This window comes from Arthrobacter sp. OV608 (genome assembly GCA_900110595.1).
Lineage (GTDB): Bacteria > Actinomycetota > Actinomycetes > Actinomycetales > Micrococcaceae > Arthrobacter.
Genome location: FOEZ01000009.1, coordinates 41,538 through 60,059, shown reverse-complemented (window position 1 = coordinate 60,059; position 18,522 = coordinate 41,538). Strand labels below are relative to the sequence as shown.

Here is an 18,522-nt window from a genome sequence, read left to right as displayed (position 1 = left end):
GCATCGCACAAGGGCTCCGTCCGGTTCCTCCGGACGGAGCCCTTGTGTATGACAGGCCCTTTGTGTTTGTTGCCCCTCATCCCCGGCCGGGTCAGAGCGGTGCCAGCCGCCCGCCGTCGAGCGTTAACAGGCGGTCCGCCACCGAGCGCGCGTAGGGCACATCGTGGGTGACCAGGACGACGGCGGCGCCCGCCGCTGCTGCGTTCCTCACCGCTGCGTCCAGCAGGCTGAGCCCGTCCCCGTCCAGGGCGACCGTGGGCTCGTCCAGGGCCAGGACCGCCGGCCTCCGGGCGAGGACTGTTGCCAATGCCAGGAGCCGCTGCCGGGAGGCCGGCAGCTCTGCGGGGTGGGCATCTTCGTGCGCCGACAACCCCACATCAGCCAGCGCAGCCCCGGTTCGGGCCGCCGCTTCACTGCCGCCGAACCGCCGGTCCAGGCCGAACCGCACCTCCCGGGCGGCTGTCCGTTCAAACAACTGGTGGCGCGGGTGCTGGAACAGCAGGCCCACAGCTGCCGCCACCTCGCCCACGGGCCGGCGGGAAATGTCCTCGCCGTGCACCAGGACAGTGCCGGAAGTGGGCCGCAGCAACCCGTTGAGGTGGCGCAGGAAGGTGGATTTCCCCGCCCCGTTCGGTCCGGTGACGGCAACGATCTCGCCGGGCATGAGCTCGAGGTCGACGCCGCGGAGCACCTGTTGTGGTCCGTCCCCAGCTGACCCGCCAGTGGCTGCCCGGGCCTTCCTGCCTTTTGCCGCCTTGTCTGTGTACCCGAAGGCAACGTCGCGGAGCTCCAGGACGGGCGCCGAAGCCTGCGCTGGGTGCGAAGGCTTCGGCTTGAGCTTCGCCCTGAAATCCCGGTGAGTCCCAAGCCGGTTGATGCGGGCCCGACGGATGCCTGCCGGCAGGAGTCCGGGCGAGGCGCAGAGTTCGGCAGGGGTCCCGCTGGCCGTCAGCGTGCCGCCGTCCAGCACCATCCACCGTTCCGCAGCGAGCAGCGTCTCCTCCACGGCCTGGCTGAGTATCACAACGGCGGTCCCCCGCCTGAGGAGAGGGCCCAGCAGGTGTGTCAGTTCATCCGTCCCGGCTGCATCCAGGGAGGCGAAGGGCTCATCCATGATGAGCACGTCGGGTTCAGCGATGACGGCACACCCGATGGCGAGGCGGCGCAGCTGCCCGCCGGACAGTGTGTCCGGGTGGCGGTCCAGCAGCCCGCGAAGGCCAAGCAGAACCGCCGTTCGTTCCACCGCGGCCTTCATGGCCGGCCGGTCCGTGCCGGCATTTTCCAGGCCGAACGCCAGTTCTTCGGCGACGATGGCCCGGACCGTGGACAGGATGGCAGAGGCGTCCTGCGGGACGAAACCCACCCGCCGGCCCCACTGTGCCGGATTGATCCGCGGATCATCTGCCGCGCCCTGGAACTGCAGCGTGGTTCCGGAAAGCGACAGGCACCCTTGCAGCCGTCCCCCGGGTCCTGGCGGAAGCCAGCCTGCCAGGAGCCGGCCAAGGGTCGTTTTGCCGCTGCCGGACGGCCCCAGGATTGCCGTCAAAGTCCCGGGTTCGAAGGAGAGGTGCACGTCGCGGAGGACCGGTGCGTCGTCCTCATGGAAAGCGAAGCTCCTGATGCCGGCACCCAGGACCGTATTGGATTCCACCTAGGTGCCCGCCTGCAATAGACGGGCGGCCACGGCTGCTGCGGCTGCCAGCAGCAGGACAATCCGGAGCATCTGCTCCCACGGCCGGTCCGGCACCTCACGATAGCTGGTCCGGGGGCCGGTGCTGCCGAAACCGCGGGCGTCAAGGGCTGCGGCGCGGGTTGCAGCGTCCTCCACCAGGACGGACACGAGGGGTACTGCCTGCAGCCGGAACGCCGCAGCCCGTGCCAGGATGCCGCGCCGGATCACCAGCCCCCGTGCTTCCTGGGCCTGGCGGATGCGCTCCAGCCGGGAGGTGATAGCGGGCAGCAGGGTGAGGGTGGAGGCCAGCACGAAGGCAAACCGCCCGTGCACGCCTTTGGCCGATAACGCCGCGACCAGGTCCGGAACACTCACGCTGAAGGAGAACACCAGCAGGGCCAGGACCGCGGCGGAAAGCTGGGCCGCCCGCTGGACTGCGAAGGAGAGCCCCTCGGAGGTTACGCGCGCCGGTCCCCACTCGCCCAGCACAGTAATGCCTTCCGGGAAAAACAGTCCATGCAGCACCAGCAATGACAAGCACAGCGGCACCAGGATGGCGGCCGCCGCGGGCAGGAGTCTGCGGAACGTACCGGCCCAGGCCGCGAGGCCCGCTGCCGCCGCGATCACGGCGAGCGACAGCGGAAGGTAGGCTGCCGCCGTCGTAATTACTGCCGTACTGCCGGCGGCCGCCAGGGAGGTCAGCGGATGTAATCGCATCAGGAGGCGCTCAGGCCCCCTGTTCCGGCGCCTTGCCGGCCAGCACGCGGTGCCGCCGGACAAACGGGAACTGCAGGCTCGCGCGGCGGGGCAGGGCGTAGATAAGCACAGCCACGGCCGTGAACACGATGGCTTTGTCCATGGGATCGGAGATCAGGGCCTGCTTGGTGATGGCCGCGAGGAGGCTGTCCCCCATGGAGCGGAAGGCGCTGACGATCGCACCCGTGGCCACACCGGAGGTGCCGCCGAAGACGAAGGCGGCCACCGGGGCCGATACCACGCCGCCGATGATGCCCGTAACGAATCCCGCCACGGGCGCCAGGTAGAAGCGGCGGAAGAGGCCGTAGCGGGCGGCAAGGCCGGCAAGGCAGCCGATCAGGGCCGCCCCGGCAGCGAACGGCAGCACGGTGGGGTTGAAGAAGGACCAGACGATGCTGCTCAACGCCCCGGTTGCCGCACCGGCGCCGGGGCCGGCGAGGACTGCCACCAGGACGGTCCCGATCGCATCGAGATAGAACGGCACCAGGGTGCTGCCCACGAACTGGCCCAGGACGATATTGAGCACCAGTGCCACGGGAATCAGCACCAGGGTGGACGTCGGCAGGGCAGGCAGGACAGCCACGATGAGCAGGATGGCGCCGGCCAGGAACCCTGACAGGGCGATCAGGGCGGAGGCGCTACCGGGTCCGCCGGTAATGTCTGCGGGCTGGTTGAGGACCAGGTAGATGTAGGTGCCGGCGATGGCCAGGGCGCCGAGGATTTCAAGGAGTCGGCGTTTGCGGGCGGCGGCCGGTGAGGTGGACGGCAACGTCAGGGAGTGCGATGACATGGAGTTCCTTCAGGGTGCGCACGGACGGCCCGGGAAGCCGGGCCGGATGGAACGCTGCTTATGTCACCTCGCAGCAGCCGGCAGGCAGTCAGCGCCTGTCCGGTCCGCGGACAATTCTACCGCGGTGCTCCCCCAACCGCGCCGTCTCAACCCAGGCGCCGTGCCAGGCTTCCGACGGCGGACACCAGCTCCCGGAAGGCAGCTTCCGGATGGTTTGTGGACACAACGCGGGCATTCGGCGGTACTCCCCAGAGGCCGCGGAAGTCCGCCACGGTGGTGCCCATCAGCATCGTTGAAACAGTCTCCACATCCACCGTGGCGGGACGGGATTCGAAGTCCAGGGTGCCCGCGGCGACACCTGCGGCGAAGTAGTCGTGGACGTGGGCGATATAGCCCTGGTCATAGTGGCGGTGGAATTCGAAGTAGAACCGCAGGGCATCGGACAAATGCCGCACCAGGGTGTTGTCCGAGGTGCTGCGAAGGCCCTCCGTCTGTTCGGGAAGTACCAGTTCGGGAACTTCGGCGCCGGCAGCCTCCGCCAAGAGCCGGACATGCTCCGGGTGCAGTTCCATCCGCTCTGTGGTGTCCAGGGAGCAGACGATGGGGAGCTTTTCCAGCGGCCGGCCCTGGAAGGCGGCATAGACCTCCTTGGCGGCGTGCGGGTCCACGTGCGTGTTCCACTCGGCGGTAGGAGTGGTATTGCCCTGGTAGTAGAAGCTTCCGCCCATAATGACCACCTTCGCCAGCAGCTCGGGCAGCCGTGGTTCCTTCCGCAGCGCCAGCGCGAAGTTGGTCAGCGGTGCCGTGATCAGGGCGGTGAGCTCCCCGGGCCGGGCGCGGGCGTGCTCCACCCAGAGGTCCACAGCGTTCCGCGCTGAGACAGCGCCTGCGGGTTCCGGAAGGACGGCGTATCCGATGCCTTGCGGGCCGTGGGTTTCGGGGGTGGTCAGCAGGGGTATGGAAAGCGGCCCGCGGGCGCCGATGGCCACTTCCACCCCCGGGCGTCCGCACAGCTCCAGGAGTGCCAGGGTGTTGCGCGCCACCTGGTCCGCGTCCACGTTTCCGGGCGTGGCGGTGACGGACACGAACTCAGTGTCCGGCAGGGCGGCAAGGTAGGTGAGGGCAAGGGCGTCGTCGATGCCCGTGTCCACGTCCAGCAGGAAGGCGGTCATGCCCGTGCCCTAGAAGAGCGCCACCTTGGGCGCGGCCGGGAAGATGCTGTCCAGCTCCGCGAGGTCCTCTTCGGAAGGCATCCAGTCCGCCGCTTCTGCGTTCTGCTGGACCTGTTCCGGGCGGGTGGCCCCGGCGATGACGCTGGCAACGGACGGCTGGGCTGCCAGCCAGGAGAAGGCGACCTGGATTTCGCTCAGGCCCCGTTCTTTGGCGAAGCTGCTGAACCTGCCCAGCTGGTCCCAGTCGGCGTCGTGGACCATGTTCTTGCGGGTGTGGCTGAGCCGCGAGCCCTCCGGCGCATGGCCCGGGGCGTATTTGCCGGTCAGCAGGCCGTTGGCCAGCGGGAAGTAGGGCAGGACGCCCAGGCCCAACTCCTCGGCGGCCGGGGTGACTTCCAGCTCAGCCCGCCGGTCCAGGAGGTTGTAGTGGTTCTGGGTGGAGATGAAACGCGCACCTCCTAATTCGCGGGCAACGTACTCCGCCTGCGCTATCTGCCATCCAGCCCTGTTGGAGTGGCCGATGTAGCGGACCTTGCCGCTGGTGACCAGGGTGTCCAGGGCGGACAGGGTTTCATCAATGGGGGTCAGCGGGTCCGGCGTATGGAACTGGTACAGGTCGATCCATTCGGTGCCCAGCCGGCGGAGCGAGGCTTCCACGGCCTGGAGGATGTAGCGGCGGGAGCCGCGGGCGCCGAAGTCCGGGCCGCTGGCGCCTTTCATGTCCATGCCAAACTTTGTGGCAACGACGACGTCGGCCCGCCGGGCGCCGAGCGCTTTACCGAGCATCGTTTCGCTGAGTCCGGGTTCCCTGCCGTAGGTATCGGCGACGTCGAACAGGGTGATTCCGGCATCCACGGCCGCGTTGACCACGGCGTCGGTGGCCTCTTGGGACTCCGTCGGGGTGTTGGGCCGGCCAAGGTTGTTGCAGCCCAGTCCAACCGTGGAAACGGTCAGGCCGGACTTTCCAACGCGGCGGTAGGTGGTCACGGAAACTCCTAAAGGCTGAAGGTGTTGGCGGGCTTAGCTGAATGCTTGAGCTTGAAGTTTTCTGGATCGCTGTGCGGGGCTGCGCCGATGCTGAGCTTGGTGAAGTCCAGGTCCTCGTTCCGCGCACAGACTTTGATGGCGTTGACGGCTTTGTTGACCTCGGGGCAGAGGCAGAAAATATTGAGCTTGAAGTCGGTGAATTCGGAGCGTTCCACCGTGCCGAGCCCCCGCCAGGCGAGGTGGCTGATCAGGGCGTCCTTGGCCTTTTCCTCCAGGTAGCGGTCCCGATCGGTGCCTTCCCTGGTTTTGAGGGCGAACTGGGCCACTACCCAGTACTGCTCGTCCTCCGGGATTTCGGCGTAGCCGTCCTCGGCGCACTGGACCGCAAAAGCGTCCAGGAGTCCTTCGGCGGCCGCAGCATCCGGCACGTCGGTTTCCTCGGTTTTGCTCTGGTGGCCCACCACGCCGTAGTTCATGACGAACTGCTCGTAGTCCTCGTCGAACCAGGCTTCCCGGAAGTGCAGCGTGCCCTCGTCGTCGCGCTTATAGACCCTGACAATTCCGCTCATAACCGTCCCTTTGTAAACCATTCAACGTCGGTGCCGTCGAAGGGTGCCTGCTCCGCCTTCACGGCCTGGTAAAGCTGTCCGGCGGAGGCCTCGAGGGATTCCACCAGGGCTGCCGGGTAGTCCATGGCCACGCGGTGTTCGGCGAACTCGTCCTCGTCGTCGATGAACACGCCCCGGTCCGCTGTCCGCACCACGTCCAGGTCCATGTCGATGACATGGAATTCCGTGACGGTGGGACGGATGGGGTTCCATTCATGCGCCACGGCCAGGTCGATGTAGATCCGCACACCGCCGGGATGGGCGTCGTCGTAGAACGTGGCCACCCAGTCGCCCTCGCGGGGTATCAGGAGGACCGCGTCTGACTTTGTGTAGAACGCGGCACCGGGACGGGAGCAGAATTCGTTGGTTCCCTGGAAGATCCACCAGCCGTGCCGGTCCTCGCCCAGGTAGCGCCCGGGTACCACCCAGTGCGCTTTGCCGTCCCATTTGCGGTTGCGCGCCACCACCAGGTGGCCCGGTTCAAGCCCTTGTGGTTCACGTGCGGGCCCGGGATGCCGTTCTCCTGCCGGCTCCCCCACAACGCCCGGATACTTCAGTAGGTCCTCTCCCCTCACAGGATCGGAAGGCTGCCGGTGGTGGGATGCTGCTGGCCCGGCAGGGGACGCGCAAAGGGAACCTTTGTTCCCAGGACCTGGGCTACGACGTCGTGCGTAATCTGTTGGGCCGTGAGGCCTACGCGTTCCAGGACCTGGTTGCGGGTGCCGTGGTCGAGGAACTCGACCGGCAGGCCCACCTCGTTCAGGGCCGTGTCCACACCGGCTGCGCGCATTTCCTGGCGGATGCGGGAGCCTACGCCACCGGCGCGGACACCGTCCTCGATGCAGATCACCAGGCGGTGGTGCGATGCCAGCGCGATGATGGACCGCGGGACCGGAAGGACCCAGCGAGGGTCCACCACGGTGGTGCTGATGCCCTGCGCGCCCAGACGGTTGGAAACATCCAGCGCCAGCTCCGACATGGCGCCCACGGAGATGATCAGTACGTCGTTCTCGGTGGAGCCGGAGGGGCGCCGGGAGAGGACGTCCACGCCATCGCTGAGGCGTTCGAGCGCCTCCACCTCGGCACCGACTGACCCCTTGGAGAAACGGACCACCGTGGGGGCGTCGCTGATGGCTACGGCTTCACGGAGTTCCTCGCGCAGCCTGCTGGCGTCGCGGGGTGCGGCCAGGTGCAGGCCGGGGACGATCTGGACCATGGACATGTCCCACATGCCGTGGTGGCTGGCACCGTCCGGGCCGGTGACGCCGGCGCGGTCCAGCACGATGGTGACCCCTGCCTTGTGCAGGGCTACGTCCATCAGGAGCTGGTCGAAGGCGCGGTTCAGGAAGGTGGCGTAGACGGCGACCACAGGGTGCAGCCCGCCGAAGGCCATGCCGGCCGCGGAGGTGAGGGCATGCTGTTCGGCAATGCCGACGTCGATGACCCGTTCGGGGTGCCGGGCGGCGAACTTGTGCAGGCCTACGGGGATGAGCATGGCGCCGGTAATACCCACAACGTCTTTGCGCTCATCGGCGATGGCGGCGATTTCGTCAGCGAAGACGGAGGTCCAGGATTTGGCGCCGGCGGTGCCGGTGGGCTCGCCGGTTTCGGGGTCGATGATGCCCACGGCGTGGAACTGGTCCGCCTCGTGGGCCCGGGCCGGTGCGTACCCGTGTCCCTTTTCGGTCATGGCATGGACAATGACCGGTCCGGCGTAGTTCTTGGCCGTGGACAGGGCGTGCTCCATGGCCTGGAGGTTGTGGCCGTCCACGGGACCGATGTATTTCATGCCGAGGTCCTCGAACATGCCCTGTGGGGCCCACCAGTCCTTGATGCCCTTCTTCATGGCATGCAGGCTTTTATAGGTGAACTGGCCTGCGGGTCCGCCGTTTTGCAGCTTCTTCTTCCACCAGTCCAGCGCGCGCTCGTAGGCGGGGGTGGCGCGGAAGGAATCGATGGTGGGGCGCAGGGAGGCGAGGTAGTCGGCGAAGCCGCCAACGGTGGGGGCGTAGGACCTGCCATTGTCGTTAACCACGATGACCACGCGGCGCCGCTTGTCCGCTGCGATGTTGTTGATGGCTTCCCAGGCCATGCCGCCGGTCAGGGCGCCGTCGCCCACTACGGCAACGACGTGCCGGTGGCCTTCACCTGTCAGTTGGCGGGCCCGGGAAATCCCGTCTGCCCAGGACAATGATGAGGAGGCGTGGGAGCTTTCCACGATGTCGTGGTCGGACTCGGCGCGGGAGGGGTAGCCGGAGAGGCCGCCTTCCTGGCGGAGGGTGCTGAAGTCCTGGCGCCCGGTCAGGAGTTTGTGGACGTAGGACTGGTGCCCGGTGTCAAAAACGATGCTGTCACGCGGCGAGTCGAAGATGCGGTGCACGGCCAGCGTGAGTTCCACTACGCCGAGGTTTGGTCCGAGGTGGCCGCCCGTTTGGGAGACGTTAGTGATCAGGAAATCCCTGATCTCCGAAGCCAGCTGGTTCAGCTGTTCTTCGGACAACTCGTTCAGGTCCTGCGGATTCCGGATGGTGTCCAAGATTCCCAATGACCCCTCCTTCGGGTGGTAGACGTGCCGCTTAACTCTAACGCCTCGGCTCAAATGGAAAGCTCACATGCAAAGCCGAAGCCCCGGCTGGTCGGTGACCGGCCGGGGCTTCGGGAGGTGCTGCCTGATGGACAGAACCCGCTAGTTTGCGGAGATCTGGCGCAGGACGTACTGCAGGATGCCGCCGTTGCGGTAGTAGTCCGCTTCACCGGGGGTATCGATGCGCAGCACGGCGTCGAAGGACTTTGCGGATCCGTCTTCGGCGGTGGCGGTGACCTTCAGGGTCTTCGGCGTGGTGCCCTCGTTCAGGGCGGTGACGCCTTCAACGGAGAACGTTTCCGTGCCGCTCAGGCCCAGGGTTGCGGCTGATTCGCCCGCCGGGAACTGCAGCGGCAGGACGCCCATGCCGATCAGGTTGGAGCGGTGGATACGCTCGTAGCTCTCGGCGATGACAGCCTTGACACCCAGCAGGGCGGTACCCTTGGCAGCCCAGTCACGGGATGAGCCGGAACCGTATTCCTTGCCGGCCAGGACCACCAGCGGGGTGCCGGCTGCCTGGTAGTTCTGCGCAGCGTCGTAGACGTAGGCCTGCGGACCGCCTTCCTGGGTGAAGTCGCGGGTGAAGCCACCTTCGACGCCGTCCAGGATCTGGTTCTTGATGCGGATGTTCGCGAACGTTCCGCGGATCATCACTTCGTGGTTGCCGCGGCGGGAACCGTAGGAGTTGAAGTCCTTGCGCTCCACGCCGTTGGCCAGGAGGTACTGTCCGGCGGGGGTGTCGGACTTGAAGGAACCGGCCGGGGAGATGTGGTCGGTGGTGACCGAGTCGCCCAGCTTCAGGAGCACGCGTGCACCCGAGATGTCCTTGACCGGCTCCGGCTGCGCCTTCATGCCCTCGAAGTACGGGGGCTTCCGGACGTAGGTGGAGTTCGGATCCCAGGCGAAGGTGTCACCGGCGGGGGTGTCGAGTGCCTTCCAGCGGTCGTCGCCGTCGAAGACGCCCTCGTAGCCCTTGGCGAACATTTCCTTGTCGATCGAGGAATCGATGACCTGCTGGACCTCAACCGGGTTGGGCCAGATGTCCTTCAGGAAGACATCGTTGCCGGCCTGGTCCTGGCCCAGGGCGTCGGTTTCGAAATCGAAGTCCATGGAACCGGCCAGGGCGTAGGCGATGACCAGCGGCGGGGAGGCCAGGTAGTTCATCTTGACGTCCGGGTTGATGCGGCCTTCGAAGTTGCGGTTGCCCGACAGGACGGCTGCGACGGCGAGGTCGTTGGCCTGGATGGCCTCCGAGACTTCGGTTTCCAGCGGACCGGAGTTGCCGATGCAGGTGGCGCAGCCGTAGCCCACGATGTAGAAGCCGAGCTTCTCCAGGTAGGGGGTCAGGCCGGACTTCTCGTAGTAGTCGGTGACCACCTTGGAGCCGGGTGCGACGGACGTCTTGACCCACGGCTTGGACGTGAGGCCCTTGTCCACGGCGTTGCGTGCCAGGACCGCGGCGGCCAGCATGACCGAGGGGTTGGACGTGTTGGTGCAGGAGGTGATGGAGGCGATGGTGACTGCACCGTGGTCCAGTTCGAATTCGCGGCCGTCAGCCATCTTCACGGGCACCGGCTTGGTGATGCGGCCCGCTCCCCCGTGCCCTGCCGAGTACTTCGGGGGCTCGCGGTCAGTGTCGGAGACGTGGGTTGCGCCGCTGGTGAAGGAGGGCGAGTCAGAGGCCGGGAAGGTCTCCTCGAGCGATTCGTCCAAGGTACCGGCGTCGGCATCGTGCGAGACGTAGTTCTTCAGGTCGTGGCGGAACTCGTCCTTGGCCTCGGTCAGCTCGATGCGGTCCTGCGGGCGCTTGGGGCCGGCGATCGACGGAACAACCGTGGACAGGTCCAACTCCAGGTACTCGGAGAACTTGATCTCGCGGGACGCGTCGTGCCAGAGGCCCTGTTCCTTGGCGTAGGACTCAACGAGCGCAACGTTCTGCTCGGAGCGGCCGGTGAGGCGCAGGTAGTCCAGGGTGACGTCGTCGATCGGGAACATGGCTGCCGTGGAACCGAATTCCGGGCTCATGTTGCCGATGGTGGCGCGGTTGGCCAGCGGCACAGCCGCGACGCCTTCGCCGTAGAACTCCACGAACTTGCCCACCACGCCGTGCTTGCGCAGCATTTCGGTGATGGTCAGCACCACGTCGGTTGCCGTGGCGCCGGCAGGGATGCTGCCGCTGAGCTTGAATCCCACAACACGCGGGATCAGCATGGAAACGGGCTGGCCGAGCATGGCCGCCTCGGCTTCGATGCCGCCGACGCCCCAGCCGAGCACGCCCAGGCCGTTGACCATGGTGGTGTGCGAGTCGGTACCGACGCAGGTGTCGGGGTAGGCGCGTACCACGCCGTCAACTTCGCGGGTCATCACGGTGCGGGCCAGGTACTCGATGTTGACCTGGTGCACGATGCCGGTTCCCGGGGGGACAACCTTGAAGTCGTCAAACGCCGTCTGGCCCCAGCGCAGGAACTGGTAACGCTCCCCGTTGCGCTGGTATTCGATCTCCATGTTGCGCTCCAGTGCGCCGGAGTTGCCGAAGGCATCGATCTGGACCGAGTGGTCAATGACCATTTCGGCCGGTGCCAGCGGGTTCACCCGCTTGGGGTCGCCGCCCAGTTCCTTGACCGCTTCACGCATCGTCGCCAGGTCAACCACGCAGGGAACGCCGGTGAAGTCCTGCATGATCACGCGGGCCGGCGTGAACTGGATTTCTGTATCAGGCTGGGCGTTGGGATCCCAGCCTGCCAAGGCGCGGACGTGATCGGCAGTGATGTTCGCGCCGTCCTCGGTCCTCAACAGGTTTTCAAGCAATACTTTGAGGCTGAACGGAAGGTTTTCTGCACCTTCAACGGAGTTCAACCGGAAAATTTCATACTCGGTTCCGGCTACATTAAGTTTGCCTTTTGAACCGAAGCTGTCCACAGTGCTCATCGCAGGACTCCTCTCGCAACAGTTTCATCTTTGTCGCGCGGTTGACCGCCTGCTAGTTAGGACGCCCTAATTATGTTCAAGGCCCGAAAATTGCACACGGCCGGCCGTGATTACGGAGCGCGACGTGGGACTACTACCGCCATAGTAGTCGAAATACGTTAGGGCATCAGGGAACCGGAGTGAGCAAAGCCACCGTCTCGAGGTGGTGGGTGTGGGGGTAGAGGTCGAAGGCCCGCAGGGCCGAGAGCTCCCAGCCGGACTGCCGGAAGTACCCCACGTCACGGGCGAACGACGCCGGGTCGCAGGACACATAGGCAATGGCGCGCGGGTGCGAGGCAACAAGCTGCCCCACCACAGCTTTCCCGGCGCCTGCCCGGGGCGGGTCAAGGACCAGGGCATCGAAATCCCGCGGTTTCTGGCGCAGGACACGCTCCACCCGGCCCTGGATGATCTCCACGTGCGGCGCTGCGTGCAGGTTCTTTCGTGCATCCCGGCTGGTGCCCGGGGCGCCTTCAACGGACAGGACGGAACCGGTTTCACCCACTGCATCGGCAAGGACCGCCGTGAAAAGGCCCGCTCCGGCGTACAGGTCCGCCACGACGGCGCCGGGATGCAGGAAGCCGCCGCCCTGAAGGAATTCTGTGACAGCCCCCACAAGTGTCCCGGGCGCGTCGCGGTGGATCTGCCAGAACCCGGCGCCGGTCACCCGGTAGTCGTGGCCGGCCGCTGATTCCTGTACCCACTGCCGTCCACGCACCCGCTCAACGGCCTCTGTCAGGGGATCAAAAGCAGCCACGGATACGTCGTCGGGCAGTTGGGCGGCGATGGCGTTGAGCCGTTTCGGCTTGGTGCCTTCCGCCGGGGCCAGCAGTACCAGCGGGCGCGAGCCGTTGGCCGGCGCAGCCACCTCCACCCGGTCCACGCCCTGCAGGTCGATGTCCCACAGGCGCAGGTCATTAATGGCATCGATGGCCAGCGGCATCTCACGCACGGGGATGATCTCGCCGGACCGGTGGGCGTGCATGCCCAGTTTGCCGCCGGGGGTGACCGAGAAGCTCGCCCTGGTCCGCCACCCGAGGCCGCTGCCGCCGTCGGACGCCTCCCCCACTGCCTCCACGGACGTTCCTGCCCAGCTGTCCGGCAACTGCTCGACGCCTGCGAGCCGCTTGAGCTGTTCGGTGAGCACATCTGCCTTGAGGCTGCGCTGGCGGGCCAGTGCGATGTGGCCGAACTCGGCTCCGCCCACCGGCGGGTGGCCGTGCCCCCAGGCGCGGCGTGAATCGGCCGGGTGCCAGAAATGGTCCACCCGGTCCGGCGAGGCTTCGAGGACGTCCACCACGTCAGCCCGCCAGAACTTGGCCTTTTCGTCGGCGTCGGTGAGCCTGGCCCGCACCTTCTCGCCGGGGATGGCGTGGCGGACAAATATGACGCGGCCCTCGTGCCGGGCCACGCAGTGGCCGCCGTGGGCAACGGGCCCGACGTCGAGCACTACTTCGGTGCCGGTTTCTCCGGTGGGTGCCGGCTGGGTTTGTGTCTTTGCGGTCATTGCACGTCCTGCAGGTTCTTCGCTTCTTCGGATGATTTGAGCTGCCACGGAACGCTGGCCACCATCACGCCGGGCTCAAAATGCAGCCGGGTCTTGATGCGCAGGGCAGTCTGGTTATGGACCAGTTGCTCCCACCACTTACCCACCACGTACTCGGGGATGTACACCACCACGAGGTCCCGGGGTGAATCCCGCCGCATCTGCTTGACGTACTCCATGATGGGCGTGACGGTCTCCCGGTAGGGGCTGGCCAGCACCGTCAGCGGCACCGGAATGTCCAGCTTCTCCCAGTCAGCCACCGTGTGCGCGGTTTCCTCGGGATCGATGTCCACGGTGATGGCGTCCAGCCTTGATGGCCGGGAAGCGCGTGCGTAAGCCAGGGCCCGGAGGACGGGCTTGCGGACGTGGGACACCAGCAGGACGGCATGGACGCGGGTGGGCAGCGCACGCGGTGAGGAATCCGCGTCCACTGCCAGTTCCCTGGCCACATTGTCATAGTGCGCCCGGATGCTCCACATGATCAGGAAGAGGACGAACATGGCGAGCAGCGCGATCCAGGCGCCCTGCTCGAACTTGGTAATGAGCACAATCACCAGCACCAGGGCGGTCATGCCGAAGCCCACGGTGTTGATGGCCCGGGACTTGGCCATCCGGCGCCGCAAAGCCTTGTCCTTGGCCAGTTTCAGTTCCCTGCCCCAGTGCCGGATCATACCCAGCTGGCTGGCGGTGAAGGAGATAAAGACGCCCACAATGTAGAGCTGGATGAGTTTTGTGACATCGGCGTTGAACGCGATGATCAGCACCAGGGCGCCCGCGGCGAGGGCCAGGACGCCGTTGCTGAAGGCGAGCCGGTCGCCCCTGGTGCGGAGCTGGCGCGGAAGGTAACCGTCCTGGGCGAGGATGGAGCCCAGGACAGGGAAGCCGTTGAAGGCGGTGTTGGAGGCGAAAACCAGGATGACGCCGGTGGCGGCCACCACGATGTAGAAAGGGATGGAGCCGGGGCCAAAGATAGTCTGTGCGATCTGGCTGATGGCCGGGTTCTGGATGTAGTCCTCGGGCAACGGGTTTCCGTTGAGCAGGAACTCCCTGGCCGGGTCCAGCACAATGTGGACCTTGGTGGCGTTGGCCAGGTAGATGATGCCCGCCAGCATGGCTGCGCCGATAACGCCCAGCAGCAGAAGCGTGGTGGCGGCGTTTTTGCTCTTGGGGACTTTGAAGTTGGGGACGCCGTTGCTGATGGCCTCCACTCCGGTGAGTGCCGCGGCCCCGGAAGAGAAGGCGCGCAGCAGGAGGAAGGCGCCCGCCAGGCCCACCAGGCCTTCGTCGAAGCCCGCCGCGGGGAGAATGGTGAAGGCGGCGGACGGTGCTTCGCCCAGTTGACCGGTGGCGGCCTGGAAAATGCCTACAGCGGTCATGCCAAAGATGGATGCCATAAAGATGTAGGTGGGAACCGCGAACACGCTGCCGGCTTCCTTGATGCCGCGCAGGTTGACCAGGGCGAGGATGACGACGCCAATCGTGGCAATCACGGCCTGCCGGCCGTGCAGGGACGGGATTGCCGTCGTCAGGTATGCGGCCGCCGAGGACATGGACACCGCGACGGTCAGCACGTAATCCACCAGCAGGGCGGACGCCACCGTGAGGCCGGCGAACTTGCCCAGGTTCTCGTTGGCGATCTCGTAGTCGCCGCCGCCGGAAGGGTACGCGTGGACATTCTGCCGGTATGAGGCCACCACCGTCAGCAGCACCACCATCACGGCCAAACCAACCCACGGCGAGAACGCCACGGCGCTGACGCCGGCCAGGGCCAGGGTCAGCAGGATTTCGTCCGGCGCGTAGGCCACCGAGGACAGCGCGTCCGACGCGAAAATCGGAAGTGCGATCTTTTTCGGAAGCAGGGTGTGGGCCATCCGGTCGTTCCGGAACGGCCGTCCCACCAGCACGCGCTTGACCGCGTTGAATATTGTCAGCACCCCACAAAGCTAGTCTGATTCCCGGGCTGTGTCATGACGGCCGGTGAACAGCGGCATTCCGGGCCCTGACGGTAGAGTTCTAGCGGCAGGACGAACCGGAAAGAAACAAGAGGAGATACTGGTGGCGCATTTCGTGATCATGGGATGTGGCCGGGTGGGGGCCACGCTGGCGCACACCCTTGAAGACGCCGGGCATTCCGTGGCCATCATCGACCAGGACGACCGCGCTTTCCGCAGGCTCCGCCAGGGCTTCACGGGCCGCAAGGTCACCGGAGTGGGGTTCGACCGGGACACCCTCAAGCAGGCCGGCGTCGCCGAAGCGTACGCCTTCGCCGCAGTCTCCAGCGGTGACAATTCCAACATCCTTGCCACCCGGGTGGCCAGGGAAACGTTCCATGTCCCCCATGTTGTCGCCAGGATCTACGATCCCGGTCGGGCCGAAATCTACCAGCGCCTGGGAATCCCCACCGTGGCGGCGGTCCGCTGGAGCGCAGACCAGGTGCTGCGGCGCATCCTTCCCGAACAGCACCTTGCCGGCGATTTCCGGGAGCCTTCGGGACGCCTGGTGCTGGCCGAACTGGATCTCGACGCCGGCTGGATCGGCCACCGGATCAGCAGCATCGAAAAGGCGGCCGCCGTCCGGATCGCGTACCTCACCCGTTTCGGCGAAGGATTGCTTCCCGACGCCGGTACTGCCTACCAGGACGGCGACACCGTCCACGCCATGCTGCAGGTTGACCGCAGCGCCCAGGTCGCCCAGATCCTCGCCAAAGCACCCGCCAAGGAGTACCAGTGAAAGTTGTGATTGTGGGTGCCGGCAGTGTCGGGTCGTCCATCGCCCGGGAACTCCTGGCGCACAAGCACGAAATCCTGCTGATCGACCTCAAGCCTGAGGTCATTGGGCGCAGCGGGCTCCGCGGCGCGCACTGGCTGGTGGGTGACGCCTGTGAGCTGAGTACGCTGCAGGGCGCCAAGGTGGAGGACGCTGACGTTGTGGTGTCGGCCACCGGTGATGACAAAGTCAACCTGGTGGTGTCCCTGCTGGCGAAAACAGAATTTGGTGTTGGCCGCACAGTGGGCCGGGTGAACAATCCCAAGAACGACTGGATGTTCAACGATTCATGGGGCGTGGATGTTGCCGTTAACACGCCCCAGCTGATGACGGCGCTGGTGGAGGAAGCTGTGGAGATTGGCGACCTCGTCCGGCTGCTGACGCTCCAGACCGGTGTGTCCTCACTGGTGGAGTTCACCGTTCCGCACGACTCCCACGTTATCGGCAGTACGGTGGGCGACATCCAGTGGCCCGAGGACTCCACCCTGGTGGCCATCCTGCGGGACCACGCACCGATTACGCCGAGCCGCGACGACGTTATTGACGGTGGCGACGAACTGTTCTTTGTCACCACCATTGCCGCGGAGGACGAGCTGCGTGCCCTGCTCTCCCCCGATTCCTCGGAACCGCCGCGGCCGCGGGTTGACGCCGGCACGGGCCACGCAGAGCAGCAGAGCCCGGAGGATGACGGGTTCGACGGCTAGTTCTGTTCGACAGCTAGTCGCGGGCTGTTGCGTCCGTTGGGGCTGCGCCGTCATCTGCGCCGTCGCTTACCGGAGCCGGCCTGGTGATGAGCCAGGCCACCCAGATGCCCAGGATGTACAGCGGAGCGCCCATAATGAGCCTGGTAGTGGCGAGGGCGGCCAGTCCTTCCGGCCCCAGGAGATAGAGCGGTACCTGGACCACAAGCCGGAGCACCAGGACGGCAACAATGATCCAGGTGCCGAGCCGGTAAGCCTTGAGCCGCGCGGGCTCCTTGCGCCAGTCCAGGCCCTCGTTGCGGATGAACCCGAACAGCAGCCCGGCCACCGGCCACTTGACCAGGATCGAGATCACCATGGCCACGATGTAGGCCGCGTTGGTGAAAAAGCCCGGCAGGTAGAAGTCCTCAGCCTTGCCGGTGGTGTTCGCCAGCCAGGCGGAAATGCCCACGCCCACCACACCTGCCAATGCCTGCGTCAGGGGGCGCCGCTGCACCAGCCGGACCACAGTGAACGCCGCGGCAGCGGCCAAGGCGGCCACGAGTGAAACAGCGAGGTCCCGGCTGATGGTGTACGCCACGAGGAACACCAGGCCCGGCAGGATACTTTCGGCTATACCCTGGACTCCGCCGGCGCTGCGCAGTACGTCCACCCGTCCGTCATGGGTGCGGTGCAGCCCCGCCTTCGCGGCGTATTCGGCAGCAAGTCCTGCCATCGGCGACGGCGTCTCTCCCTCGCCAGGGATCCGCCCCTCTTCCGGTTTTGCCTGGCTGGCCTGCTGGCCGTCGGGTCCAGGTCCAGTGGAAGGGTCTGGATTGGGCGCGGTCATTCATTCTCCTGGCGGGACAGTATTTCGTAGCGTGGGTTGAACATCGTGGGCAGGCCCTGCACCGCCGAGAGCATTCCTTCCAGCCGCACCTCGGTGCCGGCGTCGATACCGGGTACCCGCCGCCGTCCCAGCCATACCACGCGCAGCCTGGCGGGCTGTCCTGCAGCGGCGCCGGCGGTGCGGTGGCGGGCATCGGTGTCGGAGACCATGGCGCTGAACTCCGCGGTCCGGTCGGTTGGAACGTAGGTGACCGATTCGATCCACCCGCGGCACACAACGCGTCCCTTGACCGGCAACTGGCTGAGGGGAACATCTCCGCTGTCGCCAAGCGGGGCTCCACCTGATGCGATATCAGCCAATCTGGGTGATTTCAGGACCACGTTCAGGTTCCTGCAGTGATGTTTCCGGACGTGCTGCCGCACCTGGCGGCGGCGTCGGGGTAGCGTCCTTGGGCAGGCGCAGCTGCAGCAGATCGCGCGGCGGCATCGGGTTGTCTCCCCGGATCACCACTACCTGCCGGAACAGTGCTTCGAGGGGTTCCGCCGCGGGCCGTTCCAGTGCTGCGGCACCGCCCAGGACGCCGCGCAGGAACCAGCGGGGGCCGTCCACGCCAATGAAGCGCGCCACCCGGTAGCCCTGGCTCCCGTCCGGCAGGCCTGCGGGCAGTTTTGCCACGAGCTCGGTTCCGAAGGGACCGTCGATCTCCTCCACCTGGCCGCCCTGGACACCGACGGACTGGCCGATTTGTTCCCGGATCTCGTCCCAGAGGCCCTCGCTCTTGGGGGCAGCGAACGCCTGGAGCTGGAGGCTGGAACCGTTCAGGTCCATGGTGACCGCGACGACGCGCTGCGTCGCTTCTTCCACCTCGAGCCGGAGCTGGAGCCCTTCACTGGGGGTGATCAGGAGCGCGCCCAGGTCAACGTAGCCGTCACGGCTGCTGATTTCTGACTCATCGAAAGGGCCGTCCGCACGTTGTCCGGAACTGTCCTTCGCCTCCTGCGCGGTCTCCGCGGCAGGCAACAGTTCATCCGGTTCGGCTGCTTGTTCCTTCTTGGCTTTCCTGCCGAGCCCAAAGACCATTTGGGTGTCTCCTTAGTTGGTTGCCGGGCTGGCCCGTGGGGGTCCCGCCGTGGTGCTTTATGGC

At 66.2% G+C, this 18,522-nt stretch carries 16 protein-coding genes; 2 read left to right on the top strand and 14 right to left on the bottom strand.

The genetic code is table 11. The features are described 5' to 3' along the window. Positions 1-91: 91 nt before the first annotated feature. The 11 genes from BMX78_RS13285 to BMX78_RS13235 form a co-directional block, all read right to left on the bottom strand. Positions 92-1,651, bottom strand: coding sequence for an ABC transporter ATP-binding protein (locus BMX78_RS13285; RefSeq protein ID WP_091420099.1), 1,560 nt, complete (start codon positions 1,649-1,651; stop codon positions 92-94). Continuing rightward, positions 1,652-2,389 (bottom strand): energy-coupling factor transporter transmembrane component T, encoded by a 738-nt coding sequence (locus BMX78_RS13280; RefSeq protein WP_091420097.1) that lies wholly within the window; start codon positions 2,387-2,389, stop codon positions 1,652-1,654. A 10-nt stretch (positions 2,390-2,399) separates the two neighbouring features. Then, a complete protein-coding gene (locus BMX78_RS13275; protein WP_091420096.1) occupies positions 2,400-3,218 on the bottom strand; it encodes a glycosyl transferase family 9 in 819 nt (272 codons plus the stop codon). Positions 3,219-3,364: 146 nt separating this feature from the next. Continuing rightward, a complete protein-coding gene (locus tag BMX78_RS13270) occupies positions 3,365-4,390 on the bottom strand; it encodes a nucleoside hydrolase (RefSeq protein WP_091420094.1) in 1,026 nt (341 codons plus the stop codon). A 9-nt stretch (positions 4,391-4,399) separates the two neighbouring features. Continuing rightward, entirely contained in the window at positions 4,400-5,377 is a 978-nt protein-coding gene (locus BMX78_RS13265) for an aldo/keto reductase (protein WP_091420092.1), read from the bottom strand. An 8-nt stretch (positions 5,378-5,385) separates the two neighbouring features. Further along, positions 5,386-5,946, bottom strand: coding sequence for a hypothetical protein (locus tag BMX78_RS13260; RefSeq protein WP_091420090.1), 561 nt, complete (start codon positions 5,944-5,946; stop codon positions 5,386-5,388). Next, positions 5,943-6,560 (bottom strand): DUF402 domain-containing protein, encoded by a 618-nt coding sequence (locus tag BMX78_RS13255; protein WP_091420089.1) that lies wholly within the window; start codon positions 6,558-6,560, stop codon positions 5,943-5,945. The genes BMX78_RS13260 and BMX78_RS13255 overlap by 4 nt, the downstream gene beginning before the upstream one ends. Continuing rightward, a complete protein-coding gene (gene dxs, locus BMX78_RS13250) occupies positions 6,557-8,530 on the bottom strand; it encodes a 1-deoxy-D-xylulose-5-phosphate synthase (RefSeq protein ID WP_091420087.1) in 1,974 nt (657 codons plus the stop codon). The genes BMX78_RS13255 and dxs overlap by 4 nt, the downstream gene beginning before the upstream one ends. 141 nt (positions 8,531-8,671) lie before the next feature. Beyond that, positions 8,672-11,497 (bottom strand): aconitate hydratase, encoded by a 2,826-nt coding sequence (locus tag BMX78_RS13245; protein WP_091420085.1) that lies wholly within the window; start codon positions 11,495-11,497, stop codon positions 8,672-8,674. Between the two features lie 166 nt (positions 11,498-11,663). Then, a complete protein-coding gene (locus tag BMX78_RS13240) occupies positions 11,664-13,043 on the bottom strand; it encodes a class I SAM-dependent RNA methyltransferase (RefSeq protein WP_091420083.1) in 1,380 nt (459 codons plus the stop codon). Beyond that, on the bottom strand, positions 13,040-15,016 hold the full coding sequence (locus BMX78_RS13235; RefSeq protein WP_286138943.1) for an APC family permease: 1,977 nt from the start codon (positions 15,014-15,016) through the stop codon (positions 13,040-13,042). The genes BMX78_RS13240 and BMX78_RS13235 overlap by 4 nt, the downstream gene beginning before the upstream one ends. Before the next feature lie 121 nt (positions 15,017-15,137). On the opposite strand from BMX78_RS13235, the gene BMX78_RS13230 reads away from it, so the two are divergent. Together BMX78_RS13230 and BMX78_RS13225 are read left to right on the top strand one after the other, a co-directional pair. Then, a complete protein-coding gene (locus BMX78_RS13230; protein ID WP_091420082.1) occupies positions 15,138-15,812 on the top strand; it encodes a potassium channel family protein in 675 nt (224 codons plus the stop codon). After that, positions 15,809-16,552: a potassium channel family protein gene (locus BMX78_RS13225; RefSeq protein ID WP_091420080.1), complete on the top strand. Its 744-nt coding sequence runs from the start codon at positions 15,809-15,811 to the stop codon at positions 16,550-16,552. Before BMX78_RS13230 ends, BMX78_RS13225 begins: the two co-directional genes overlap by 4 nt. A gap of 13 nt (positions 16,553-16,565) precedes the next feature. Here the strand turns inward: BMX78_RS13225 and BMX78_RS13220 are convergent, their stop codons facing one another. The 3 genes from BMX78_RS13220 to BMX78_RS13210 are packed head-to-tail and all read right to left on the bottom strand — an operon-like array spanning position 16,566 to position 18,458. Continuing rightward, positions 16,566-17,378: a DUF3159 domain-containing protein gene (locus BMX78_RS13220; RefSeq protein WP_091420078.1), complete on the bottom strand. Its 813-nt coding sequence runs from the start codon at positions 17,376-17,378 to the stop codon at positions 16,566-16,568. Continuing rightward, positions 17,375-17,737, bottom strand: a complete 363-nt coding sequence (locus BMX78_RS13215) for a hypothetical protein (RefSeq protein ID WP_091420077.1) — start codon at positions 17,735-17,737, stop codon at positions 17,375-17,377. Before BMX78_RS13215 ends, BMX78_RS13220 begins: the two co-directional genes overlap by 4 nt. Further along, positions 17,730-18,458 carry a DUF3710 domain-containing protein gene (locus BMX78_RS13210; RefSeq protein WP_091420075.1) on the bottom strand — a complete coding sequence of 243 codons (729 nt, stop codon included), beginning with the start codon at positions 18,456-18,458 and terminating at the stop codon, positions 17,730-17,732. The genes BMX78_RS13215 and BMX78_RS13210 overlap by 8 nt, the downstream gene beginning before the upstream one ends. Between the last annotated feature and the right edge of the window lie 64 nt (positions 18,459-18,522).